We start from the raw sequence: 24,571 nt of genomic DNA, 5'->3' as shown, positions 1-24,571 counted from the left end.
TGCAGGATAGTCACAGGTCCGGATTGCTCTTTGCCCTTGGCGGTTTTGCTCTACTTTCGCTGGGCGATGTGCTGGTTAAGAGCATGGCAGGCGCGTGGCCCGGTACCGCAATCGCAGCCTTGCGCTATGTGTTCGGAGCGCTGGGGCTCGGCATTATCCTGCTCGTTCGCGAGGGGCCCCGGGGTTTTGCCTTCCCGAAACTGCGCTGGCAGGTTCTGCGTGGCTTGAGCGTGGCTATGTCCGCCGTAAGCTTCTTCAGCGCTGTCCACCTGATGCCCATCGGTGAGGCAACGGCCATTTCCTTTACCAGCCCGATGATTACGGCCCTTCTTTCCGCGATCCTGTTGGGCGAGCCGATGCGCAAGGAAACCTGGATCGCTACCGTGGTGGCGTTTTCAGGGGTGCTGGTGATCTTGCGGCCCAATCTTTCGTTGCTGGGTCCGGTTGCACTGTTGCCGGTAGTTGCAGCCAGCGGCATGGCCCTGCTCATGGTGGCAAACCGCAAGGTTGCCGGCACGGGCAGCCTGCTGTCGATGCAGTTCAATGTGGCGCTGATCGGCGCTGGTTTCCTGTGCCTGGGCACGTGGGCGGGCCACGAAAGCGGCATCCACTTCTTCCGGGTTCCCGCGCTGCCAATGCCTGTCCTCATCAAGTGTGCGGTCATCGCGATCTCGGCGAGCTGCGCTCACGCCCTGATCTACGTTGCGACTACGCGGGCCGGACCGGCCTCGATTGCACCGATGACTTATGTCCAGCTTCTGCTTGCCGGCACGTTCGGGTGGGTCCTCTTCGGTGAGCGGCCGGATCTCGTGGCAGCTTTCGGAGCGTTGGTCATCGTTGGCGCGGGGCTTTACCTGTGGCGCGCTGGCAAGCCGCCTTCAGAACCGGCCATGACCCGTTGATGGACGCGCTTGCCAAGCCCTGCTGGCTTTGCGGGCGGCGCTTGGGGAAGCGCGCGGAGTTCCATCATCCCGTACCCAAGAGCCGGGGCGGGCGGCAGACCGAAGCGGTCCACCCGATCTGTCACCGGACGCTTCACGCAACGTTTTCGAACGGGGAACTAGGGCGCTTCGGCGCAGACCGGGAGGCTCTCATAGCCAATCCCGACATTGCCCGGTTTCTGGTGTGGATTGCGGACAAAGACCCGGATTTTCATGCGCCCACTGCGGCGAGAAAGCGCTAGAGGACGTCGAGCAGAGGCTTGAGGTCGCTCAACAGCGCTGACGGGCGGTCCTTCTCGAGAAGCTGGGCATCGGTTCCCATTATGCCCGTCGCAAGCCCGATCGAATGTGCGCCGACGGCATTTGCCATCCGCATTTCCAGTGCCGGATCGTCGCCAATCACGACAACACTTTTCGCTGCGCTTTGCGGCAGGCCCATGATCGTCAGTGCCGTCTCGAACGCGATCTTCGAAGGCTTGCCGAGGATACGGGGGCGTTTGCGCGTCATTGCCGTGAGCATGGCATTGATCGGAAAGCTGGCGCCGATTGCCCGGCCATTTTCCGTGGCGAAGAAGGGCACATTGCTGGCCGTGAACAGCCGTGCACCGTTCCACAATGAATGGCAGGCAGCCTCAAGAGCGGCAAAGTCAAACTCTCGGAACCAGCCGGTGTAAACTGCCTCGACACCTTCGGCCTCTTCGGACGGACCGACCACATGGAGGCCTGCATCCGAAAGCGGTGCGGCACAACCGGCATTGCCGAGAACCCGCACTTTGCTCACCCCGTTCTTCGAAAGCCATACGGCCGCCGACGATGATGGTGTCAACATCTGGTCATCGTCCACCGGAAAGCCTGCGTTTCGCAGCGAGTTTGCGTAGGCGGCCGGCGGCTTGGCTGTGCCGTTGGTAAAGACGACGAACGGCTTCCCGCTATCCTTCAGCGCGCCCAGCACCTCGGTTGCGTGCGGCAGCGCGCGGTGCCCTCCGCTCTTGGAGTCCCCCAGCGCAATCGTGCCGTCCATGTCGAAAATGAAGCCGGCTGCATCGCGCAGGCGAGCCTTGAAATCCGAGGTCAATGTCAAAGCGCAGCTCCCGCATGAAGGGCTAAACGGAAAGAGCCGCGCTCGATCACGATGTCGCGTGCATTGGGCTTGGCGGCAAGCTTGCGTAGCAGCGAGAGGATCGGGGCGACCTTTGGCGAATAAGTGGCACGCGATGGTCCCGCGGCAAGCATCGCATCGACCTGCTCGGCTGGCATTACCGCGCGCAAAAGGAATTCCTCGTCTGGCATGTCGTAGCCAAACTGGCGGCGAAGATCCCCCAGAGCAGGGAAGTTTGGCTCCTTCTCCAGCTCGCGCGAGCGTGGCCGGTCCATGATCGTGGCGAGCACCTCGCGGTCGACCGGTGAAGTGGGCTTGCCGAACTTGCCCATGCAGTAGCGAATAACCTGATCCGAAACTTGAGCGTAACGCCGCTCACCAATCACGTTGAACAGGGCTTGCGTCATGACCATCTGCGGAAATGGCGTGACCATGATCGGAAAGCCAAGGTCGGCTCGGACCTGACCGGTTTCCTCGATCACGGCATTCATCCGGTCCGAGAGGCCAAGCTCCTCGAGCTGACGTGCGATGGTGGTCATCACTCCGCCTGCGATCTGGTGACGAAGGAAGCTGGCGTCGAAGTTCTGCGGCGTGCCCGGTGGCAGGCCCTCGGCCAGCGCGACGCTTTGCCAGTAGGCCGTCAGGCGCTTGAGCGCGGCCTTGTCGACACCGACAGAGAAGCCTGCTTCTTCGAGGTTGGCGACCGTACGGTTTGCTTCGGGTAGCGACGAGCCATCACCGCCTGGACCGACGCCAACGTGAATGGCCGAAATGCCGAGCTTGGCGGCTTCGAGACTCGCCAACATGCCTTGGCCCACCGTGGTGTGCGCGTGGATCTCGAGCGGGCGATTGCCGATCACGGCCTTCACTGCCGGGACAAGCGTGCGCGCACGGTCCATAGATAGCAGGCCTGCCGGGTCCTTGATGTAGAACAGGTCGATGTTCGGGCTCTGCCCCACCGCGCGGGCAAAATCGGCGTAGAACTGGTCTGTGTGTATTTCGGAAAGCGTGAAGGTGAGGGCTGCCATGACCTCGGCGTTGCCCTCTTCCTTCACCAGCTTTGCCGCCTCGATCACCGCGGGCACTTCGTGCATCGGGTCAAGCAGGACAAAGCGCCCGACCCCGTTGGCCTGCAAGGCACGGTATACAAGGCGCATGAACTCGGGATCCGCCTGCTGCCAGGCAATGAACCGGAGGCCGGTGGTGATGAACTGAAGCGGCGTTGTCGGCATGGCAGCCGACATGCGGCGGAGACGCTCCCAGGGATTGTTCTGGAAGTAGCGCACCGCCACGGCCATGTGGCTCGATGAGGTGAAGTCAATCGCCCTGAACCCGCACGCTTCAGTCAGCGCAGCAGCTTGCAGCATGTGTGCGGTGTTGAGGCCGGTCGCGCCCCACAGGCTCTGGTTGCCGTCGCGCATGGTGACGTCGACGAGACGGATCTCGGTCATTGAGCAAGTCCCGCGAGGAAGCCGGTATCGACGCCGCCAGCGATAAAGCGCGGATCGGCGACGATACGGCGGTGGAGTGAAGCGGTGGTTGGCAGTCCTTCGATGTGAAGCGAGCGCAGCGCGTCGGAGAGCCGTGTCACGGCCTGTTCGCGCGTATCGCCGTGCACGATCAGCTTGCCCATCAGCGAATCGTAGAACGGTGGCACCTCGCCCCCGATGCCGATGTGAGTGTCGACACGAATACCCTCGCCGGCCGGCCACGCGGCGCGGACCGCACGTCCGGGCGACGGGCGGAAATCGGCGTCCGGGTCCTCGGCATTGATGCGTACTTCGATAGCATGGCCGCGCGGACGCACCATCGCCTGCGTGAGGGACAGCGGCTTGCCCATGGCGACCAGCAATTGCTGCTCGACAAGATCGACGCCGGTAATTGCCTCGGTCACCGGGTGTTCGACCTGGATGCGTGCGTTCAGTTCAAGGAAGTAGAACGAGAAGTCCTCGGCATCGACAAGGAACTCGGCCGTTCCCGCGCCGCGATAGCCGATGTGTCGGGCGAGCCGTACGGCCGCCTGTTCGATACCTTCACGGGCCTGCGGAGGCATGGCCGGGGCAGGTGCTTCCTCTACCAGCTTCTGGAAGCGGCGCTGGATCGAGCAATCGCGCGTACCAAGGTGGATGGCCTGCGTGCCATCGCCAAGAAGCTGCACTTCGACGTGGCGCCCCCGCGCGACGAACCGCTCGACATAGACTGCTGCATTGCCGAAAGCGGCCTGCGCCTCGGCTTGAGCCATGTCGAGAGCGCTGTCGAGATCTTCGGCGCGATCCACGCGGCGCATGCCCTTGCCGCCGCCGCCTGCCACGGCCTTGAGCAGCAGCGGATAGCCCGTCTGCGCTGCGCGAGCGTGCACGTCGGCGCGCGTTGCCGCCTCGCCGCCCGGAAGTACCGGGAGCCCAGCTTCAACGGCAAGCGCACGGGCAGCAAGTTTGTCGCCCATGCCTTCGAGTGTCTTGATGTCCGGTCCGACAAAGCGGACGCCTGCGGCCTGCACTGCGCGCGCAAACGCGGCGTTCTCGGACAGAAAACCGTAGCCCGGATGCACCGCGTCGCAGCCTGACTTCACCATCGCGTCAACCACGCCATCGATGGCCAGGTAGCTTTGCGATGATGGCCCGGGGCCAACGATCTGGACATGGTCTGCAAGCTGCGCCGGAAGCGATGCAGCGTCGGCTTCGGAAGCTCCGAGGACGGTTTCGATCCCCATTGCGCGCGCGGTGCGGATCACGCGGAGTGCAATCTCCCCGCGGTTGGCGATGAACAGCTTGTGGATCATCTCAGGTCAGCCGGACCAGAGCTTCGCCCTTGGCGACCAAGGTTCCGTTCGCGACGACGATCGCGGCAATCGTGCCGGTGCGGCCGGCGTGCACCGGGTTCATCAGTTTCATCGTTTCGACGATGCCGATCACTGTTTCGGGGCCGACTTCGTCGCCCGGCTGCACGAACGGCGGCGCTCCGGGCTGTGGGGCATGGTAGAAGGTGCCGGGCAGGGGCGAGCAGATTGCGTTCGGATCGACGACTGCCGCGCTTGCTTCGGTCGAGACTTCGGGTCCCGATCCGGCCCATTGCCATTCCTGGGTCACGCCGCCCTGTGCATCGACGCCTTTGGCCACGCGCAGCCGGAAGCGCCGCGTCGAAAGGTCGAGTTCGCGGTAGCCTGACTTCTCCAGGATCTCGGCGATCTCGGCGATGTCTTCGTGGGTCAGGGGAATGTTGTCGGTCATCATCGGATCAGTTCTTTGCGGCCAGCAATTCACGGGCAGCGGCGATCACCGCACTCGAGAATGCTTCGTCGTTGAAGTGGGAATCGATCGCGGTGACAGGCACATGATCGGGCATCACCTGCGCGAGGTACTCGGCGAACGGGCCTGGCACGCTGAGGTCCTGCAGATGTCCGGCTGCGCTATCGTGGCTGGAAAAGCCCCTGAGCGGGGTGAAAACCCGAACCGGCCCCTTGGCTTCGCGCACGTTTGCGGCAAGGTGGTCGGCCAGCTTCTTGAGATCATCCACCTTGGTTCGCACCGCTGTCAGCTGCGGGTTGTGCTGATGGTAGCGGCGGCCGGGGAACTGCACTTCTGCTGCATCGATCGGTCCGCCGATGATGAAGTCGGCATTACCAGGTGCCAGGATCGTCGGTATGCCCTTGCGCAGCGCTGCGCGACCGCGATCGGGGCCGGAGTCTGCCAGCCCGCCGAAGAGATGGTCGAGGATCTCGGTCTGCGAAAGATCCAGCACCAGCGCCACGTCCTTGTCGGTGGCCAGACCATCAAGGGTGGGCCCGCCCGCGCCGGAGGAGTGGAATACCATTACCTCGCAGCCATCGCTTTCCAGAGCCTGTCGGATGCGCTTCACGCTGACTTCGGTGGTGCCGAGAGTGGTAATCAAGACCAGCGGCTTTTCCGGGCCCTTGTCGCGATCATAGCCTTTGGCCATCCCTGCAACGGCGTTGGCGGCGTTGCGGAAGACGTCGCGGCTGATGGTGTTGATGCCCGATATGTCGGTCACCGCGTTCATCATCGCGATGTCCTTCACGCCCATGTATGGCTTGGTGAATCCCGAGGCCATGGTCGAGACGATCAGCTTGGGCAGGCCATAGGGAAAGCTCTGCATCAATGCCCCGGCAAGCGCCGAGCCCATTGAGCCGCCGACGGCAAGAATGCCCGAGACGGGCGACTTGGCGTCCCGCGCGTGGGCTGCTGCGATTGCACCGCCAATCATCGCATCCTGGCACTTGCCTTCGTGGCCAAGTGCCCGGACCTCCTCGATCGTCATGCCGGCGGCCTCCGCAACCATCTCGGGCGAGATTTCCGCACCGCCGACAGTGCGGCGGACGCTGGGATCGAGATGGACCACGTCAACTCCAGCCGCTTCCAAAGCGGCTCGGGTGAAGCGGGCTTCCTCTTCTTGGTATCCTGCGTGCAGATGAACAGGACGCTTGGCTTCGTCATCGTCAGGTTTTCCTCTCCGTCCCCTATTGCTGCGACAGCGCGGTTGACTTTGCACGGGGGTTTCGTGATTTTGCGTTGCATAAGGTGAAACGCAGAATTTGCCGGAGCAGGATGGATGCTGGAACGCAGGGTCAAGACCGTGCGCGCGCTCGAGCGTGGACTGGACGTGTTGATTGAGGTGCAGACGCGCAAGGCGGCAAGCCTGCACGAACTCCACCAGGCGACGGGGTTGCCCAAAGCGACCTTGCTGCGAATGCTTGTCACCCTCGGGCAAAAAGGGCTGGTTTGGCAGCGTCTGGCAGATGGTGCCTACCTTCCGCATGTCGATCGGATCGAACGCGCGTCTTTCACCTCAGCTGCGCATATTGCCGAAGTCGCTTCTCCACACCTGAAGGCGCTTTCGACAAGGGTGGCCTGGCCGTCCGTGCTGGCCGCCCCGCGGCTTGATCACATGGAGATCCTCGAGACCAACAGCCCGCTTTTCCGGCTGGATTCTGCTATTCTCGGTCCAGTGGGCGTCAAGCTATCCTACATCCATACCGCGACTGGGAGAGCATACTTGGCGGCATGCGGAGATGCCGAGCGCGACTCGATCATCGACCGCCTTCGCCCCGCCAATCCACCTGACGGCAGCGAGGCTGAGCTTCGGCAGATGCTGCAGCAGGTAAAGCAGCGGGGGTATGCAACCCGCGATCCGCTGCTGCCCTGGCCAGATCGGTCGAAGCAACTCGTCTTGCGAGACGGGCGACGGTCGATGGCTGTACCGATCATGGTGGGTGGATCGCCAATAGCAACCATCAACGTGACCTGGCCGGGCAGGCGGGGAGCGGACGAAGCAGTTGTCCAGAGACATCTGGAAGCTTTGAAGGCAACTGCGCGAGCAATCGCGGCGGCGCTCGAAGCCAACCCAAACTAGGTTTCACTCCGTGAAATCGGTTTGTCCAACTGATTAATTTGTGACGCTGGATCGGTGATGATCGTCTCACAGGGAGAAAATGCCGATGCGCCAGTGGGTGATAGCCGCAGGCTCTACGTCGCTGAATGATCTGCGGCTGGACGAGACCGACATTCCGCAGCCCGGTCCGGGCGAAGTGCTGGTGCGCGTTCGTGCGTGCTCGCTGAACTACCGCGACCAGATCATTCCGCTCGGCTTCTACATGGGCGGTGTCGTACAGCAGGATACCGTACCGCTTTCCGACGGCGCCGGCGAGATTGCCGCGGCGGGCGAGGGCGTTGCCTCGCTCAAGGTGGGTGACCGCGTGGCCGGTATATTCTTCCAGGACTGGATGGACGGCCCGCCCAACCCAGGCATGGGCGCAGCCCTTGGCGCACCGCCTGCGCCGGGCATGCTGCAGGATTATGTTGTCCTGCCCGAGCATGGCGTTGTCCCGCTGGCTGAAACCTTGGACTTCACGCAGGCGGCCTGTCTGCCCTGCGCCGGTGTCACAGCGTGGAACGCCCTCATGGAGGGACCGCGCCCGGTAAAGGCGGGGGACACCGTCCTGGTTCTTGGCACCGGGGGCGTCTCTCTCCTGGCGCTGCAGATTGCCAAGGCGGCAGGTGCCACCGTCATCGCCACTTCGTCCTCGGACGAGAAGCTCGAGCGGGTGAAAGCGCTGGGTGTCGATCATGTGATCAATTACCGCACCACGCCCGAGTGGGGTGCCGAAGCAGCACGGCTCGCTGGTGGCGGCGTTGACAAGGTCGTCGAGGTGGGAGGCGCAGGTACGCTCAAGCAATCCATCGCCGCGGTCGGCTTCGCGGGCGAAATCGCCCTGATCGGCGTGCTGACGCGCGAGGGCGACACCAACCCGCACGGCCTGATGTTTAAGGGGGCCTCGATCCGCGGCATTTTCGTCGGTTCCAAAGGCATGGCCGAGCGCCTGAATGCCTTCATTGACCAGCATGGGATCGAGCCCGTGGTCGACAAGGTATTCCCCATCGAGAAGGCCCGCGACGCTTACGCTTACCAGTCATCGGCAGGCTTGTTCGGCAAGGTCGCAATCACGCTTTAGCAGCATTTGGTACGCTTCCGTCCGCCAGAGGCGGGGCGTGCGGAGAGGACAGAAATGGCAAGGATGCTCGGCTTCGGCCAGCCGTTCGGCGGCGTCATGCAGACCGCGTTCGTGGTCGAGGATGTCCGCGCGTCGATCGCGCACTTCCAGAAGGATTGCGCCGCCGGGCCGTTCTTCCTGCTCGACCATTTTCTTGGTCCCGACCAGTTTTATCGGGGCGCGCCATCGAACGCAGATGTCACGATCGCGATGGGCTTCATCGGTCACATGCAGGTCGAACTGATACAGCCTCTCGACGGCAACCCGTCCGTTTACCGCGAAACCATCGAGAAGAGCGGCTACGGCTTCCACCACTTCGGCATCGCCTGCGAGGACGTAGAGGCTGAACTGCCCGGCTATCTCGCACGGGGCTACAAGCTTGCGTTCAAGGCTGCTGTGCCGACAGGCGGCAGCGTTGCCTATCTGGAAGGCGGGAATGCTGCGGCACCGGGCTTTCTTGAACTGATCCCGGCCACGCCCGGGATGGACGCGCATTTCACGGCAATGTGGCAGGCTTCGCAAGGGTGGGATGGCGCCGACCCGGTCCGTCCATTCATCTGAACCATAACAACGATAGCAGGGACGGGAGATCGGGATGAAGGGCACACAGGCAAGAGGCAGCGGCTATCAGGTGTGGGTTACCGCGCTCCTCAGCCTCAATTTCGGCATCCTGTTCTTTGACCGGAACGCGCTCAACTTCCTGATGCCGTTCGTCCAGCCGGACCTGCAATTGAGCAACACGCAAGTCGGCATGTTCAGCTCGGCCCTGTCGCTCACTTGGGCGCTGTCGGGCCTGTTGGTCGGGCGCATCTCGGACAAGCTGGGGTCGCGCAAGCCCGTGGTTGTAGTGGCGACGGTGGCATTCTGCTTGTGCTCCTTCATCTCTGGCGCCGCCTCTTCGTTTCTGATGCTGCTTGGCGCGCGCCTCTTGATGGGGGCTGCCGAGGGTGGTGTCATGCCGGTCAGCCATTCTATCATTGTTGCCGAGGTCGCCCCTGAGCGCCGCGGCCTGGCCATGGGAGTCGCGCAGAACCTGGGTTCCAATCTGCTTGGTTCAGGACTTGCCCCCTTGCTGCTGGTGCCGGTGGCTGTTGCCGTTGGGTGGAGGACCGGGTTTTACCTCGCTGCACTGCCCGGACTCGTGACGGCGGCCCTGATCTGGTTCACGCTGCGCGAGCCGCCGGTGGCGGCGCATGACGACACCGCATCCAAAGTCACGCTGCGTGAGGCATTTGGCCATCGCAACGTGATCCTTTGTGCCCTGATCTCGATCCTGCTGGTTTCCTATCTGGTTGTGTGTTGGGCCTTCATGCCGCTGTTCCTGACCAAGGCGCGCGGGTTTGATCCGGACACAATGAGCTGGCTGATGGCAACGCTCGGGATTTCCGCGGGTCTGGGCAGCTTCGCTGTACCGGCGATCTCCGACGTCATTGGCCGCCGCCCGGTGATGATCTTTTTCTCTTTCCTTGGTGTGATCCTGCCCTTGGGTGGCCTTTATTACGAAGGGTCTGCGTGGGTCCTCGCAGCGATCTTCTTCTTCGGCTGGGGCCTCAACGGGCTTTTCCCGATGTTCATGGCCACGATCCCGTCGGAATCGGTCGACCCGCGGTTGACCGCAACGCTCACAGGCGTCGTCATGGGGACAGGCGAGGTGCTCGGCGGGGTTCTGTCCCCGTTCCTCGCCGGAACCTTGGCTGACGCTTACGGTCTTGCTGCCCCGCTGTGGCTGATGCTCGGCTGCACCGTGCTGGCGGGCTTCCTGACACTTGGACTTATCGAATCCGCACCGCGCGTCGTTGCGCGGCGCTCCGGCAACGCGATCCCCTCGATCGCCTGACACGACGGAGAAGAACCATGGGTGCGCTTCTCAAATTTCACACTGCTGACGTGGCTCCCCATGATCGGGCGCGATATTGGAACGAGATTGCCGATCGGGCCTTTACGGGCACATTCGTCAACGTGCCGGGAGAAGACTTCGCGGGGAAGATGCTGTCCTGGCGCGTCGGCGAGCTCGACATGATCCGCACGGATTCATCCCACTCGGCAGTAGGGCGCAATCCTCTGCCACAGAATGACGAGCGCCTGATCCTCCACCTTCAATGCCGCGGCAACAGCGAGCATATGCAGGGGCGCAGCGAATGCACACTCCAGCCGGGCGATTTCGTTCTCGCCAGCCCGCACCAGCCTTATGCGATCCGCCTCACAGGCCACGAACTGCTTGTGGTCGAGTTTCCGCGAGCGCCTCTGGCCGAGCGTTTTCCGGGCATCGATGATGCGCTGATGCAACGCATGTGCGGCGCGACGCCTGGCGGGCGCGTGTTCCACGATTTCCTGCTTTCGTTGTGGCAGCAGGGCGAGCGCGCCTCAGAGGATCCGGAATGGGAAATCGGTGTCAACGCCGTATTCTATGATCTCGCCGCAATGGCCGTACGCGGGGCGCAGCGTCCTTCAACCGACGCAGGCGAGGCCGACATGCGCCGCCGCGTCCTGGCCATGGTTGCAGCCAACCTCGAGGACCCGGCCCTGCGCACTACGTCCATAGCCGATGCCTGCAGCATATCGGTTCGTACGGTGCAGAACATCTTCGCGGCGATGGGTACTACGCCCACGGCCTACATCCTTGATCAGCGCCTGCGCCGCGCGGCTGACAGGCTGGTGGCCAGACCCGATTCCAGCATAACCGAGATCGCATTCGAGCTGGGCTTCAATGACAGTGCCTACTTCACGCGCTGCTTCCGGCAGCAGTTCGGCGCTGCCCCGCGCGACTGGCGAATGGGCAGAAAGTCACCAGCATGACGTAAGGGAATGCCGCGCAGCAGGACTTTTGCGCGGCAGTCCTGATCAGCTTGCGCGTGAGTGCAAGCGACAAGTTCCGCCAGTGCCTATCAAGCTGGCGAAATTCCGGGGCAGCGGCCCCTTTCGGACATAAACAGGGAGAGGAAAACCATGAGAATAGCATCGGTTTCCATTGCAGCCATGGCGACGGTCCTTGCGGCGCCAGCGTTTGCACAGGCTCAGGCTCAGGCCGAAGACAGCGGCGGCGGCATCGCCCAGATTGTCGTGACTGCACAGAAGCGCGCGGAGAACGTCCAGGACGTGCCGATCGCGATTTCCGCATTCAGCGCAGATGCTCTGCAGGAACGTGCCGTCGGCAGCGTTGCGGGTCTTTCGAACATTTCGCCCAACGTCACGCTGGACGCCGGTACGCCGTTCTCGGGTTCGTCGGCGGTTCTCTCGGCCTATATCCGTGGCATCGGCGCGAACGACTTCGCGTTCAACATCGATCCTGGCGTGGGTGTCTATCTCGACGGCGTCTATCTTGCCCGTTCGGTCGGTGCGAACCAGGATCTTCCCGACGTGGAGCGCATCGAAGTGCTCAAGGGCCCGCAGGGCACGCTGTTCGGTCGTAACACCATTGGTGGCGCAATCTCGATCGTCACGCACGATCCGGGCGACGAGTTCCGTTTCAAGGGCGATGTGACGACGGGCCGTTTCGGCCTCGTACAGACCCGTGGCACAGCGGACCTGCCGCTGACTGACGGTCTTGCAGCGTCGGTCAGCTTTGCAACCAAGAACCGCGACGGTTACGTCAAGCGCGTTGCATTCCCCGGCGCGAACAACTTCGCCTCTACGCCGATCACCAATTACAAGGCCGCTGGTTACAACAATATCGGCTACGGCAGCGAAGGCGGCGACAACAGCTGGAACCTGCGCGGCAAGCTGCGCTACGACAACAAGTCGAACCTGCGGGTCACCGTTTCGGGTGACTACAGCAACATCGACCAGTCCCAGCTCGCCAATACGCTGATCAAGACGACCCCGGCCGTGTTCGCAGGCACCTACAACTGCGCCATTCAGGGCGTTGTCGTTGGCGATTGCGGTGGTGGTCCGCCCTCGTTTGCGTATATTGGTGGCATCGGCGGCCTGAACAGCATTTTTGACAATCCGACCGTCTTCGGCGTCAACGCCGATGCCAATCCGGCCAACAATCGCCTGCCTTACGACGACCGTTTCGTGTCCAAGGACATCGACGTTTCGTATGCGAACGGCAACAACTACTCGAAGCTGAAGACCTACGGCGGTTCGGGCACCATCGAGTTCGATCTTTCGGACACGATGATGGTCAAGTCGATCACGGCCTATCGCGAACTGCACTGGAACGCCGGCATGGACCTCGACGGTTCGCCGCTGAACTTCCTGCACACCAGCTTCACCATGAACCAGTGGCAGTTCAGCCAGGAACTGCAGCTCAATGGTTCGGCGATGGACAAGAAGCTGAACTACGTTCTGGGCGCATACTTCTTCAAGGAAGCGGGCGACCTTCACGACTACGTGACGTTCGCCGAAGGTCTGCTGCAGGTTGACGGTCCGAACGATCTTTCGACCAAGAATTATGCCTTCTTCGGCCAGATCGACTACCGTCCCACCGAACAGTTCGGCATCACCATCGGCGGTCGCTACACCAAGGAAAACAAGACCTTCGAGGGCTTCCAATCGGATGCCAACGGCCTGACCTACAAGATCCTGAATCAGATCGGCGTGCCGCAGTGCGCCTCGATCAATCCGATCTCCGATGCATGCCGTATCGCTGCGGGTTTCCCCAATCAGGGTCAGCCACTGCGCTACTACGTCGCCGGAACGCAGCGTAAGTCGTTCAGCGATTTCTCGCCCAAGATCGGCCTTCAGTATCACCCGACCGAAGACGCCATGCTCTACGCCAGCTGGTCGAAGGGCTACAAGACCGGTGGCTGGACGACACGCCTCTCCAACCCGCTGCCCACTGCGCCTGATTTCAACGAAGAGAAGGCAACGACCTGGGAAGTGGGCGTGAAGTCGATGCTTCTGGATCGTCGCCTGCAGATCAACGCAGCTGCGTTCCTCACCGACTACAAGGGCATCCAGCTGAACTTCCAGCAGGGCGTTTCGCCGACCATTCAGAACGCCGGCGATGCGCGCATCAAGGGCTTTGAAGTCGAGGTCGTCGCAGCTCCGACGGATGGCTTCCTGATCAATGCCTCGGTCGGTTACACGGACTCGTACTATACTGCGGTTCTTGCGGGAGCGCAGGTTGCTGCAAATCCGTTCCAGGCTGGCGTGTTCCCGGGTGCCGATCTGCCCAAGACGCCGAAGTGGAAGTTCAACGTCAGCCCGCGCTACGAACTTTCGATGGGCGGGGATTCCAAGCTTGTCGTGCTGGCTGACTGGACACACACCACGTCGCTTTGGAATGATACCGAGCGCGCCTACCTGCTCCAGCGTGGGCCGACTGACATCATCAACGGCAACATCACCTACAAGTCGGGCAACCACTGGGACCTGACTGTGGGCATGACCAACATCACCGACGAGCGTTATCTGGTCACCGGCCAGGCCCAGATTGCCGGTGGTCAGTTCTACGGCACCTACAGCCGCCCGCGTGAGTGGTTCGCGCGTCTCGGCGTGGAGTTCTGATAAACTGAACAAGTGCGCGGGCGGGGTCGTATCCCCTTCGGCTTCGCCCGCGTCCATCAATACGGAGAGAGACAATGCCTGAAGCGGCGCACACAGAGTTCTGGAAGGACATCAAGCCGGTCGACAAGGTCTTCCATGAAGGCGGTCTGCCCGAAGTCTACATGCCCAAGATCGCCGAGGGCGACGAGCGCTACTGGGTGCCAATCTCCGAAACGGTATTTTCGAAGCCCGTCTGGATCAGCCCGGCAAAGAACATGTGGGCGGACGTCCTGATGAGCAAGCAGGCGGGTCTGGTGAACCGCCACTATCACCCGCATCCGATCTGGGCCTACACGATCAGCGGCAAGTGGGCCTACCTCGAGCACAGCTGGACCGCCACTGCCGGTGACTTCGTTTACGAAACCCCGGGCGAGAGCCATACGCTGGTCTGCTACGAGCATGAGGACCCGATGAAGGTTTTCTTCGTCGTCTCCGGCCCGCTCATGTGGCTCGATGAAGAGGGCAACACTGTCGGCCACTACGACGTGTTCGACTACATGAAGGCAGCGCGCGAACACTATGACGCCGTCGGAATCGGCGCCGACTATGTCGACACGCTGATCCGTTGAGAGGACCTGCACAATGAGCACCGCCACCGTGATGACCGCGCCGCCCTCGGACAAGGCCGAGATCGTCGATGTTCCTTTCGCGCACAAGGACCTGGTCAAACGCCTCAGCCCCGGCGGTCGCTACATCGACGCGCAGACCGACGTCGACAGCCCGTGGGTGCCGTTCGGTGAAAACGCCGCGATCAAGCACCTCGCGTTTGATGTGCGCCAGAACCTGTTCTCGAACATCCTGTGGGTGAAGGGGCCGGGCGTCATCGGCACGCACTTCCATCGCGGCACCATCACCATGGTCTGCCTCGAAGGCAGCGTCCGCTATCTCGAGTATGATTGGGTTGCCACACCGGGCGGTCTGATCCTTGAGACGCCCGGCGAGAGCCATACGCTCGTCACCGACCACCCGGAAGGTTGCAAGCTGTTCGGCTGGATGCAGGGCCCCATCGAATTCTACGACGAGAATGCCGTTCTGGTCGACACCACCGACGTCTGGTGGTTCATCAACCACTACGAGACGTACTGCCGCGAGAACGGCATCGCCATAAACCCCAAGCTCTATCTCTGAGGCTGCCATGGGTACCATGACCGCACCCCCATCGGGTGCCTACAAGATCGTCAATGTTCCTGAACTCTACGGTGACCTGATTCGCGCCAAGGGTGTTGAAGGCACCTACGTCGGCTCGTCGGAAGTCGAGAGCCCGTGGGTTCCCTTCGGTGACAACGCGGCGATCCGTCACCTTGCATTTGACGTCCGCGAGAACGTCTACGTCAACGTGCTGTGGATCAAGGGACCCGGCGTCATCGGCACGCACAAGCACCGCGGCAAGGTCTGGGCGATCGGCCTCGAAGGCTCGTTCCGCTATCTCGAATATGACTGGGTTTGCCGCCCCGGCGACTTCATTACCGAGACGCCGGGCACCGCGCACACCCTCGTCACTGACGACCCGAACGGCATGAAGGCTCTGTTCCACATGCAGGGTGCGAACGAGTTCTTCGACGAGCATGGCAATCACGTCGAAACGCTCGATGTCTGGTGGTTCATGAACCACTACGAAAGCTACTGCCGCGAGCACAACATCGCGATCAACCCCGCCCTCTATCTCTGACGCTGCGATCGTGGGCGAGGAGAGGGCACCGGTTCCACGGCTCGGGCAGGAGCCACGGGGGACATACCTGCGCAACACCTGGTACGTGGCAGGCTGGGCGAGCGATCTAGGTACACAGCCGCAGCAGCGCACGTTCCTTGAAGAGCCGGTAGCCCTGTTCCGCGACGCAGCAGGCGTGGCGCAGGCCATCACCGCCAGCTGCCCCCATCGCTTCGCGCCGCTCGGTCATGGTACGGTGGTGGATGGCGCGCTGATGTGCCCGTATCACGGCCTGCGCTTCAGCGGCGCCGGTGTGTGCGTCCACAATCCGCACCCGGGCGGCCAGCTGCCCGATGCGAACCTTCAGGTCTACCCCCTTGTCGAACGCCATGCCCTGCTCTGGATCTGGATGGGCGACGCGGCAAAGGCCGACGCCTTACTGATCCCGGACTTCTCCTGGCTCTCGGACCCGAAGTGGGAGGCCGTCCGTGGCGTAACCGTCGCCGAAGGGCATTACGAGCTCTACAGCGACAACATCCTCGATCTCAGCCACGCCAACTTCGTCCACCCCGCGCTGGTAGCCAGTGCTTTCACGGAGGGGGAGCGGAAATTCTGGCAGGATGGCAGCAGCGTCTTCGCTGAATACATCCGCCTGAACGATCACCTCTCGGTTGGCATCTCCGCGGTCATGGGCACCGAGGGGCGCCGACAGGACTTCTACGGCCTCGTGCAATGGCACGCGCCCGCCGTGCTCTACTTCGACTTCCGCGCCGGCGATCCCGGTACCCCTCGTGAGGAGTGCACGCTGCTGCCCTCGCTGCACGCCTTCACGCCAGAAACGCCCGACACCACTCACTATTTCTGGGCAACGGCCCGCGACTACAAGCTGGGCGATGCCGAGTTCACGGCGGCCATGCGCGGCGCGCTCGAATTCGCGTTCGAGCAGGAGGACATGCCGATCATCCGTGACAGCCACCGCCTGATGCGCGGGGCAGACTTCTGGGATCTGCGCCCGGTCATTCTCGGTGGAGACGGCGGTGGCGTGCGCGCGCGCCGGATGTTGCAGCGCCTGATCGACCGCGAGCGCGAGGCCAGCGCCGCTGCCTGAACGAAACCAAGAACAAGAGGATGCAAATGGGAACGCTCGACAAGTTCGACATCAAGGGGCGCTCGGCGCTTGTAACCGGCGGCGCATCGGGGATCGGCCTCGCCTATGCCGAGGCCATGGCGGAGGCGGGCGCTGCAGTGACGCTGACCGACATCGATGCCGATGGCGCTGCCCGGGAAGCGGCACGGTTGCGGAGCGAGGGGTATGAAGTCCGCTCCGATCAACTGGACGTTTCCAACTGGGAGAACGTCGTCGCCGCCTTCGACGCGCACGATAGCGCTTATGGTGGGCTCGACATCTGTTTCGCCAACGCCGGCATCGACACCGGCGCCGGCTTCTGGAACCCGGCAGGCCACCGCAACGATGATGGCCAGGTCGATACTTACGATCACAACCGCTGGGACCGTTCGATCCAGGTCAACCTCAACGGCGTGTTCTATACCGTGAGCAACGCCGTGCGGATCATGAAGAAGGGGGGGCGTGCCAGCGGTCGTAGCGGCGGCTCGATCATCACCACCGCGTCCAACGCCGGGCTCGTCACCGAACCGATTGTCGGCTTGCCCTACATGCCCGCCAAGGCTGGCGTTCTTCACATGGTGCGCGCGCTCGGCCTCGAACTCGCCGAGTTCAAGATCCGCATCAATGCCATTGCTCCGGGCCCGTTCGTCACCAACATCGGCGGCGGTTGGCTCAAGAAAGACCCGGTTGCCCGGGCCGCATGGGACGCCATCGTCCCGCTCGGTTCGGTTGCAGAGACAGACCAACTCAAGCCGCTTGCGCTGCTGCTCGCCTCGGATGCTTCGGACTACATGACCGGCAGCCACGTGGTGATCGACGGTGGCATGATGCTCGGCAAGTACAAGTAAGGATCCCGTTATGCGCGCCGCCGTGATGCAGGGGCTGCACAAGCCCTTGGCCGTCGAGACCATCGCCGACCCGACGCCGGGGGAGGGCGATGTCGTGGTAAAGGTCGGCCGCTGCGGCATCTGCGGTTCGGATCTGCACATGACCGAGGACCCGGCCTATGGGCAGGGTGCCGGTTCGGTGCTCGGCCATGAATTCGCTGGCGAGGTCGTCGCTCTCGGCAAGGGCGTCGAAGGTTTGCGCAACGGCGATCTGGTCTCGGTAATACCGCTGCAAAGCTGCGGCCACTGCCATGCCTGCCAGACTGGCGAAGTCCAGTGGTGCGAGCGCTTTGGCTTGCAGGGCGGGGGGTACGCCGAATACGCCCTGACCCGTCCGAACCAGTGCGTGCGCCTGCCATCCAGCGCCAGCCTCGCCGATGGCGCGATCGTCGAACCGCTGGCCGTTGCACTCCACGGCGTCGTGCTCAGCCGAATGAAGATCGGTGACAAGGTGCTGGTCCTGGGGGCCGGGCCCATTGGTCTCGCTGTGGCCTTCTGGGCGCGGAGGTTCGGGGCGGGGCGCGTAGTCGTGCAGGACCTTGCCGACTGGCAGCGCGATCGTGCGCTGCTGATGGGGGCCCATGATTTCGTGGTAGAGCCCGCCGATCCCGTTGGCAGCGCCGACCGCGCGCTCGGCGGCAAGGCCGATGTCGTGTTCGAATGCGTCGGGGTTCCGGGTCTTATCGCCCAGGCTGTGGATCAGGTGCGCAACGATGGCACGATCACACTGCTAGGCCTCTGCACCCGTCCTGACAGCATCAACAGCTTCGCCATGCTGTCAAAGCAGGTGAAGCTCGTGACCTCTGCCTTCTTCACCCGGCAGGAGTACGAGGCAGCACTTGACGCCCTTGACCGCGGCGCCGTCGAACCACGTCTGCTGGTAACCGACACGATCTCGCTCGCCGCAACGCCAGACGTGTTCGAGAGCCTGCGCAAGCGTACGCATCAGTGCAAGGTGCTGATAGATCCCGGGCAATGATGTGTGAGACTTGCTGAGGCTGAGCCTTTTCAGGGCAAGGTTGAAGGCTAGGCTCGGCCCCGCAGGACCGTCAGGTTGCGATGCCGATGGTCGTCGTGCCGGTGTACCCCGTAGTTGTCGAGCCGGTCACCGTGGGTGTCATTACCGCGAGCTGTGCGTCGGTGTTGTCGCCGAAGACGTTGTCGCTGGAAAGCGTAACGTTTGCAAAGTTCGTCTTGCTGCTTGGATACGCCGAAAGTGCATAGACTTCGTTGCAGGCTGCCGCAGGCAGTGCGAGCTGCGAAATCAGTCGGGCGTAATTCGCGTTGGTCGCGTTGGCGAGGCTTGAGAACACCTCGAAGTGGATGTGCGGGTAGCGGCCGGAATAGCACCCCGGGAAGATCGTGGTGAATGTAACCTGCCCGTTGGTATCGGTTACCTGCACGCCCCGCAGGTAGCTTTCATTCGGCAGGGTATAGAGCGAATAATACCCATCTGCCGTGCAGTGCCATATATATACGGCGTAACCGGCAAGTGGGGCACAACCGTTGTTCACGTCGACCACGGTCAGCGTAAGCGTCAGTTGAACGCCGACGGCGGTGGCTGTCGAACTGCCGAGGAAGCTGGACCTGATGTCGCTTCGGACGATTCCGCTGGCTGTAAGAGCGTTCGAGGTAAGGCCAGAGGTGGTGTTCGTACCGTCTGCCGGGTAGGGACCGTTGGTCTCGGTCGCGGGGACGGTGCAGGTGCCAGCAGTCGCAGTAGCTGTCGCAGTTGCAGTCGCCGAAGCTGTCGCCGTTGCCGTTGCGGTGCTGGTTGTTACTGTCGTTGTGCTTGATGCTGCCCCATCGCTGCCGCCGCAGCCAAACAGCAATGCGCTGCCGCCGGCCGAGCCGAAGAGGGCAAGGGCGCGACGCCGTCCCACTCGCAGGCGTTCGATCTGGGCTAGATCGGCAGCAAGACCCTCGGACTGATGGTCGTGCGAGGTGTCTTCGGTGATGTCGCCATGCTGCATTGGATGTCTGTCCCTTTGTCCCGCTGATATCATCGTTTGCCGATGTCTAACGTCCTGCGGATCGAAACCCTTCACCAAGACCTGGCTTGAGTTTGCATATATTTCGCAAAGGTCTGTTTTCTGGTAACTTATTGCATTCCATCAAAGCTTCCGATCACAGCCTCGAGTGTGGGGTCAGGTATTTCTGCAATCGATTGTTGTAAGGCTCGACATGCTGTGGCAAGAAGCGGCGAGAGGGCCGGAATAGGTCCATGGGAGAGCCGGACGTGGGAACCAGTAACATCGCCAGACCCAAACTGTCCTTGGCGCGCATTCTCGAAATGAATCTTGGATTCCTCGGCCTGCAGTTCAGTTTCGGCCTGCAACAGGGCAACATGGGGCCGATCTACAGTTATCTCGGTGCTGATGAATCCCAGTTGCCCATGCTCCAGCTGGCCGGGCCGATCACCGGCCTGCTTGTGCAGCCAATCATCGGAGCCTTGAGCGATCGGACTGCCAGCCGGTGGGGGCGTCGCACACCCTATTTCCTGATCGGTGCAGTACTGTGCTGCCTGGGCCTGTTCTTCATGCCGCTGTCGAGTTCAATCCTCATGGCGATGTCGCTGCTGTGGATCCTCGATGCCGGCAACAATATCACGATGGAGCCCTACCGCGCCTATGTCTCTGATCGGCTTAATCCCGATCAGCGCCAGGCGGGCTTCCTCTCGCAAAGCGCCTTTACTGGTCTCGCGCAGATGCTTGCGTTCCTCACGCCCTCACTGCTTGTCGGCTTCGGCATGAACCAGGACTGGGTAGACAGCCATGGAATTCCCTACACCGTCCGCATCGTGTTCATGATCGGTGCGGTACTTTCGCTGACCACGATCTTGTGGTCGGTGCTTCGCGTTCCCGAACTCCCGCTTACGGCAGACGAGATCGCCCACATCAAAGCCCAGCCGAGGGGTGTTTGGGCGACCTTTAGCGAGATTGGGGCAGCGATCGCCGACATGCCCGTCGCCATGCGCAAACTGGGCCTTATGAGCCTGTTTCAGTGGGCCGGCATGTCCGGCTACTGGACGTATGCCGTCTATTCGATCAGTCGGACAGTCTATGGGACCGCCGATGTTCACAGCAGTGCCTTCCACACGGCGGTACTGACCAACGGCGAAGTCGCCGCATTCTACAATGCCATTTCCTTTGTGACCGCCTTCGCCATGGTTCCTCTCGTGAAGCGCATCGGACCGGGGCCACTCCATGCACTTTGCCTGTTTGCCGGTGGCGTCGGCATGTTTCTTCTGCCGAACGTGACAGACAAGGCGTTCCTGTTCGTTCCGGCCATCGGCATTGGCCTGGCGTGGGGCAGCATCATGGGTAACCCCTACGCCATTCTGACAAACTCAATCCCGCCGCAGCGCACGGGCGTCTACATGGGCATTTTCAACATGATGATCGTAATCCCCATGCTGCTGTTTGCTGTGGTGATGAGCAGGCTCGATCTTGGCTTCGTCTCGATCGGCTTCGATGCCTACAAGCTCGCGCTGGGTGGCGATCCGCGCAACATGTTGATGTTCTGTGGTGTCTCGCTTGCACTTGCAGGTGTTTCGGTTCTGTGGGTCCGTGAAGGGCGGGTCGGAGCCATGTCGCAGCAGGCAGTGGTTGCGTGATGTCTCGCACTTTTGCCTTGCATACGGGGACTGCGTCCCTAGCTTGGGAGACGGCAGAAGGCAGGGCGCCGGTCTGGCGACATTTCGGTCCGACGGTCGAGACGCAAGGCCTGCCGCCATCGCCGGACCTGCGCGGTCCCGCTTCGTATTCACTCGACCACGACGTGCCGTTCTGCTCGGTTCCGGTGTCAGGCCTTGGCTGGTTCGGCCCTGCATTCCTGAAGGTCAGCAGCGCCGGGAAATGCCTGGATATCGACTTTTCTGCTGTGGACGTTTCCGACGGTGCTGGATGCGTGATTATCCGCTGTCGCGATGAGGATTCTGGCGTTGAAGTTGAACAGACTTTCGAGGTCTCGGGTAGGGCATGCGTATGCCGCAGCGTCGTCCACAACGTAGGTGATTTGGCTTTCTCGGTGGATTGGCTCGCCAGCGCCATGCTGCCGCTCCCGTCAACTTCAGGTCAGATCGTGTCATGGCGTGGCCGTCATAACGCTGAGCTGGTGGAATGTTGTGAGGCCATGCCTCAGCAGTCGTGGGTGCGCGAGGTGCGGCGGGGCATTTCCGGGCACGGTGGACCGGGTGGTGTCTTCGTGCTCGATCATGGTGCGACTTTGCACCAAGGCACCGTTCGCGCATTGCAGTTGGCGTGGTCGGCCGACAATCGCGTTGAAATAGAGCGCGACGATGAAGGCTGCTGGATCATGAGCGCAGGTGCTCTTCTGCAGCCGGGCGAGGTCACTTTATCCCCTGGAGATAGCTGGACAGCACCAGACGCGATTTTCACGGTGTCAACCGAGGGGCGGAACGGTGCGGCATCTGCGTTCCACGACGCGGTGCGTGCCCGGCTGCGGTGGCCTGGCCGCAGTATGCGCCCCCGTCCCGTGCATCTCAACTCATGGGAGGCCTGCTACTTTGACCATGACGAAGCACGCATCGTTGCCTTGGCCGAGGCAGCGGCATCGGTTGGTGTAGAACGCTTCATTCTGGACGATGGCTGGTTTCGCAATCGGGATGATGACACTTCCGGACTGGGCGACTGGACGGCCGATCCGCGAAAGTACCCGAACGGCTTGAAACCCCTAGCGGACAGGGTGAACGCCTTGGGCATGGAGTTCGGTCTGTGGGTCGAGCCGGAAATGATCAACCCGGATAGCGACCTTTATCGTGCTCATCCCGATTGGGCACTGTCCCTGCCGGGCCGGCCGCAGCCGACAGCTCGCAACCAGCTCGTCCTGGATATGGCTCGAACGGATGTCCGTGACTATCTCTTCGACTGTCTCGACGCTCTTCTGACCGAGCTGCCGATCACATACCTCAAGTGGGATCACAACCGCGATCTTGCGCCAGCCGGCGGTGCCGCGCAGTTGCGTGGAGTCTATGCTCTGCTTGCGAGAGTTCGTGCCGCGCATCCTGGAGTTGAGGTAGAGTCCTGTGCCGGTGGCGGTGGCCGTAACGATGCCGGAATGGCTGAATTTTGTCATCGCTACTGGACCAGTGACAACATCGACGCAGTCAGCCGGATCAGTATACAGCGCGGATTTCTCTCGTTTTTGCCGCCAGAAGTGATGGGGGCGCACATTGCTGCGAGCCCCGCACATGCGACTGGTCGCAGCCATCCTCTCGCTTTTCGCGCGGCGATGGCGCTGACTGGTCATCTCGGCGTGGAAATGGATCCGCGCACGCTGTCGGAGGGCGAGCGCGCAGAACTTGCGGGCTGGATTTCCTTTTACAAGCAATGGCGTGACTTGCTCCACCAAGGCCGTGTCTGGTTGGGTGAGGGCGCTGACGGGATACTCTGGCAGGCGCAGGGCAAAGAAGACGAACTCCTGCTTTTCATCATCCGTGCAGAACCTCCGGCAGATCGGCGGCCGCAACCACTTCCGCTGCCTTTTGCAGCCGGAGGAGGCTGGTGGGATGTGCAGTTGATGAGGATTGCCGGGGGTGAGGGCGGCCATGCCATGCAAAGCGCCCCATTGTTCGAAGCGATGATCGCCGAGCCGCAAAAGTTCTCTGCAAGCTGGCTTGCGCACTCCGGGCTGCCGTTGCCGCCGTCCAAGGCCGAGACAGTTTCCATTTTTCACATGCGCAAATGCGCCTGACCGCACTTCGAGAAAGCTCACGATGTCTCAAATTTCAGCGCTGATCCAGAAGGTAGCACCGTTTGGTGCGAGCCGTTGGGAACCAACATGCTTTGGCGATGCACCCCGCATCCCGATTATCGGCAGGGACGATGTGGTGCGTTTGTTTGACCACATCGATTTATGGGACTGCTGGCCACTTGCTCACGAAGATGGCAGGACAGTGCAACATTTGGGCCGCAGCTGGTGGTTCTTTCTCTCTGCGCCGGTTTTTGCCGACCCGGTTGAACGTCATGGTCATGCCCGGATCAGGCTGCTTTCGATCGGGGATGGGGGGTGGATCGATCACGGGAATGCTTTTCCCGATGGCATGACGCCCGGCAGCCGCGAATGGGCCGGATCGGCGGTACTGATGGACGACGGCGTAACCGTGCAGCATTTCTTCACCGCAGCCGGTCGGCGCGGCGAACAGGCGATGACTTTCGAACAGCGAATCTTCTCGAGTGAGGGGCGGTTGGGTGATGCTGGCCCGGGGCAATGGCAGGAGCCGCGCGAAATTCTGATCGCAGACGGGGTGCGGTATGTTTATGACAAGCAGGATGCGGGAGCGCCCGGCCTGATCAAGGGGTTTCGTGATCCGGCCTGGTTGCGCGATCCCGCAACCGGGCTGGCCCATCTTTTGTTCACCGGCAGTGCTGCCTGGACCGATCACGCCTTCAATGGAAATGTCGGCATGGCGACCCTGATGGATGGCGAGTGGAAGCTGGTAGATCCCCTGATCGAAGCGACAGGGGTAAACAATGAACTTGAACGCCCTCACGTGATCGTGCGCGATGGGCATTATTATTTGTTCTGGTCAACACAGACCCACACCTTTGCTCCCGGTGCGGTAGCTGGTCCGAATGCACTATACGGCATGGTGGCCGACAGCCTGGCAGGGCCGTGGAGACCGATCAACGGAACAAGCATCGTCGCCGCCAACCCCGACGCCGAGGCCAAGCAGTCATACAGCTGGTGGGTTACTGGAGAAGGCGTCGTGTGGAGCTTCGTAGATTATTGGGGCATGGAGGGGCGAACCACTGCAGAGTGCCCTGCATTGCTGCGCAGCAATTTCGGCGGAACACCTGCACCGCGCTTTTCCCTGAACTTTGACGGCGACAGTGTGACGATTGCCTGAT

The 24,571-nt window shown here is 62.0% G+C and carries 23 protein-coding genes; 17 read left to right on the top strand and 6 right to left on the bottom strand.

The window, feature by feature from the left end; translation table 11 throughout:
- The first annotated feature begins 23 nt into the window (after window positions 1–23).
- Both IM701_RS08455 and IM701_RS21875 read left to right on the top strand, forming a co-directional pair.
- Window positions 24–902 (top strand): DMT family transporter, encoded by an 879-nt coding sequence (locus IM701_RS08455; protein ID WP_230487623.1) that lies wholly within the window; start codon window positions 24–26, stop codon window positions 900–902.
- Entirely contained in the window at window positions 902–1,183 is a 282-nt protein-coding gene (locus IM701_RS21875) for an HNH endonuclease (RefSeq protein ID WP_230487622.1), read from the top strand. The genes IM701_RS08455 and IM701_RS21875 overlap by 1 nt, the downstream gene beginning before the upstream one ends.
- On the opposite strand, the gene IM701_RS08450 is transcribed toward IM701_RS21875, so the two are convergent.
- Genes IM701_RS08450 through IM701_RS08430 form a run of 5 tightly spaced genes read right to left on the bottom strand, consistent with a single transcriptional unit; the run spans window position 1,180 to window position 6,399 of the window.
- Window positions 1,180–2,022, bottom strand: a complete 843-nt coding sequence (locus IM701_RS08450) for an HAD-IIA family hydrolase (RefSeq protein ID WP_193826666.1) — start codon at window positions 2,020–2,022, stop codon at window positions 1,180–1,182. The two genes, IM701_RS21875 and IM701_RS08450, sit on opposite strands and share 4 nt — an antisense overlap.
- Window positions 2,019–3,491: a biotin carboxyl carrier protein gene (locus IM701_RS08445; RefSeq protein WP_193826665.1), complete on the bottom strand. Its 1,473-nt coding sequence runs from the start codon at window positions 3,489–3,491 to the stop codon at window positions 2,019–2,021. Before IM701_RS08445 ends, IM701_RS08450 begins: the two co-directional genes overlap by 4 nt.
- Window positions 3,488–4,822: an acetyl/propionyl/methylcrotonyl-CoA carboxylase subunit alpha gene (locus IM701_RS08440; protein ID WP_193826664.1), complete on the bottom strand. Its 1,335-nt coding sequence runs from the start codon at window positions 4,820–4,822 to the stop codon at window positions 3,488–3,490. Before IM701_RS08440 ends, IM701_RS08445 begins: the two co-directional genes overlap by 4 nt.
- 1 nt (window position 4,823) lies before the next feature.
- A complete protein-coding gene (locus IM701_RS08435; protein ID WP_193826663.1) occupies window positions 4,824–5,273 on the bottom strand; it encodes a biotin/lipoyl-containing protein in 450 nt (149 codons plus the stop codon).
- 4 nt (window positions 5,274–5,277) lie between these two features.
- A complete protein-coding gene (locus IM701_RS08430; RefSeq protein ID WP_230487621.1) occupies window positions 5,278–6,399 on the bottom strand; it encodes a Tm-1-like ATP-binding domain-containing protein in 1,122 nt (373 codons plus the stop codon).
- Window positions 6,400–6,633: 234 nt separating this feature from the next.
- On the opposite strand from IM701_RS08430, the gene IM701_RS08425 reads away from it, so the two are divergent.
- The 12 genes from IM701_RS08425 (at window position 6,634) to IM701_RS08370 (ending at window position 18,678) form a co-directional block, all read left to right on the top strand.
- Window positions 6,634–7,410 (top strand): IclR family transcriptional regulator C-terminal domain-containing protein, encoded by a 777-nt coding sequence (locus tag IM701_RS08425; protein WP_230487620.1) that lies wholly within the window; start codon window positions 6,634–6,636, stop codon window positions 7,408–7,410.
- Window positions 7,411–7,489: 79 nt separating this feature from the next.
- Complete coding sequence (locus IM701_RS08420) at window positions 7,490–8,509, top strand: NAD(P)-dependent alcohol dehydrogenase (RefSeq protein ID WP_230487619.1); 1,020 nt, start codon at window positions 7,490–7,492, stop codon at window positions 8,507–8,509.
- 54 nt (window positions 8,510–8,563) lie between these two features.
- Complete coding sequence (locus IM701_RS08415) at window positions 8,564–9,109, top strand: VOC family protein (protein WP_062346772.1); 546 nt, start codon at window positions 8,564–8,566, stop codon at window positions 9,107–9,109.
- Window positions 9,110–9,143: 34 nt separating this feature from the next.
- A complete protein-coding gene (locus IM701_RS08410; RefSeq protein WP_193826662.1) occupies window positions 9,144–10,385 on the top strand; it encodes an MFS transporter in 1,242 nt (413 codons plus the stop codon).
- 17 nt (window positions 10,386–10,402) lie between these two features.
- On the top strand, window positions 10,403–11,344 hold the full coding sequence (locus IM701_RS08405; RefSeq protein ID WP_193826661.1) for a helix-turn-helix domain-containing protein: 942 nt from the start codon (window positions 10,403–10,405) through the stop codon (window positions 11,342–11,344).
- A gap of 150 nt (window positions 11,345–11,494) precedes the next feature.
- A complete protein-coding gene (locus tag IM701_RS08400; protein WP_193826660.1) occupies window positions 11,495–13,999 on the top strand; it encodes a TonB-dependent receptor in 2,505 nt (834 codons plus the stop codon).
- A gap of 74 nt (window positions 14,000–14,073) precedes the next feature.
- Window positions 14,074–14,607, top strand: coding sequence for a 2,4'-dihydroxyacetophenone dioxygenase family protein (locus tag IM701_RS08395; RefSeq protein WP_193826659.1), 534 nt, complete (start codon window positions 14,074–14,076; stop codon window positions 14,605–14,607).
- Between the two features lie 13 nt (window positions 14,608–14,620).
- The gene (locus IM701_RS08390) at window positions 14,621–15,166 is read left to right on the top strand and encodes a 2,4'-dihydroxyacetophenone dioxygenase family protein (RefSeq protein WP_039332131.1); all 546 of its coding nucleotides are present in this window, start codon (window positions 14,621–14,623) and stop codon (window positions 15,164–15,166) included.
- Between the two features lie 7 nt (window positions 15,167–15,173).
- Window positions 15,174–15,707, top strand: coding sequence for a 2,4'-dihydroxyacetophenone dioxygenase family protein (locus IM701_RS08385; protein ID WP_039332133.1), 534 nt, complete (start codon window positions 15,174–15,176; stop codon window positions 15,705–15,707).
- 10 nt (window positions 15,708–15,717) lie between these two features.
- Window positions 15,718–16,794, top strand: a complete 1,077-nt coding sequence (locus IM701_RS08380; protein WP_193826658.1) for an aromatic ring-hydroxylating dioxygenase subunit alpha — start codon at window positions 15,718–15,720, stop codon at window positions 16,792–16,794.
- Between the two features lie 26 nt (window positions 16,795–16,820).
- Window positions 16,821–17,660: an SDR family NAD(P)-dependent oxidoreductase gene (locus IM701_RS08375; RefSeq protein WP_039332135.1), complete on the top strand. Its 840-nt coding sequence runs from the start codon at window positions 16,821–16,823 to the stop codon at window positions 17,658–17,660.
- Between the two features lie 10 nt (window positions 17,661–17,670).
- On the top strand, window positions 17,671–18,678 hold the full coding sequence (locus tag IM701_RS08370; RefSeq protein WP_039332137.1) for a zinc-binding dehydrogenase: 1,008 nt from the start codon (window positions 17,671–17,673) through the stop codon (window positions 18,676–18,678).
- 70 nt (window positions 18,679–18,748) lie between these two features.
- Here IM701_RS08370 and IM701_RS08365 read toward each other — a convergent pair whose 3' ends face one another.
- Entirely contained in the window at window positions 18,749–19,672 is a 924-nt protein-coding gene (locus IM701_RS08365; RefSeq protein ID WP_193826657.1) for an intradiol ring-cleavage dioxygenase, read from the bottom strand.
- 320 nt (window positions 19,673–19,992) lie between these two features.
- Here IM701_RS08365 and IM701_RS08360 point away from each other — a divergent pair, with 320 nt between their 5' ends.
- The 3 genes from IM701_RS08360 to IM701_RS08350 are packed head-to-tail and all read left to right on the top strand — an operon-like array spanning window position 19,993 to window position 24,570.
- Window positions 19,993–21,315 carry an MFS transporter gene (locus IM701_RS08360; protein WP_052242041.1) on the top strand — a complete coding sequence of 441 codons (1,323 nt, stop codon included), beginning with the start codon at window positions 19,993–19,995 and terminating at the stop codon, window positions 21,313–21,315.
- A complete protein-coding gene (locus tag IM701_RS08355) occupies window positions 21,315–23,414 on the top strand; it encodes an alpha-galactosidase (protein ID WP_193826656.1) in 2,100 nt (699 codons plus the stop codon). The genes IM701_RS08360 and IM701_RS08355 overlap by 1 nt, the downstream gene beginning before the upstream one ends.
- 22 nt (window positions 23,415–23,436) lie before the next feature.
- Window positions 23,437–24,570 carry a glycoside hydrolase family 68 protein gene (locus tag IM701_RS08350; RefSeq protein WP_193826655.1) on the top strand — a complete coding sequence of 378 codons (1,134 nt, stop codon included), beginning with the start codon at window positions 23,437–23,439 and terminating at the stop codon, window positions 24,568–24,570.
- Window position 24,571 lies beyond the last annotated feature (1 nt).

This window comes from Novosphingobium sp. ES2-1 (assembly GCF_015169775.1).
GTDB lineage: Bacteria > Pseudomonadota > Alphaproteobacteria > Sphingomonadales > Sphingomonadaceae > Novosphingobium > Novosphingobium subterraneum.
This window is presented reverse-complemented; position numbering and strand designations above follow the sequence as displayed.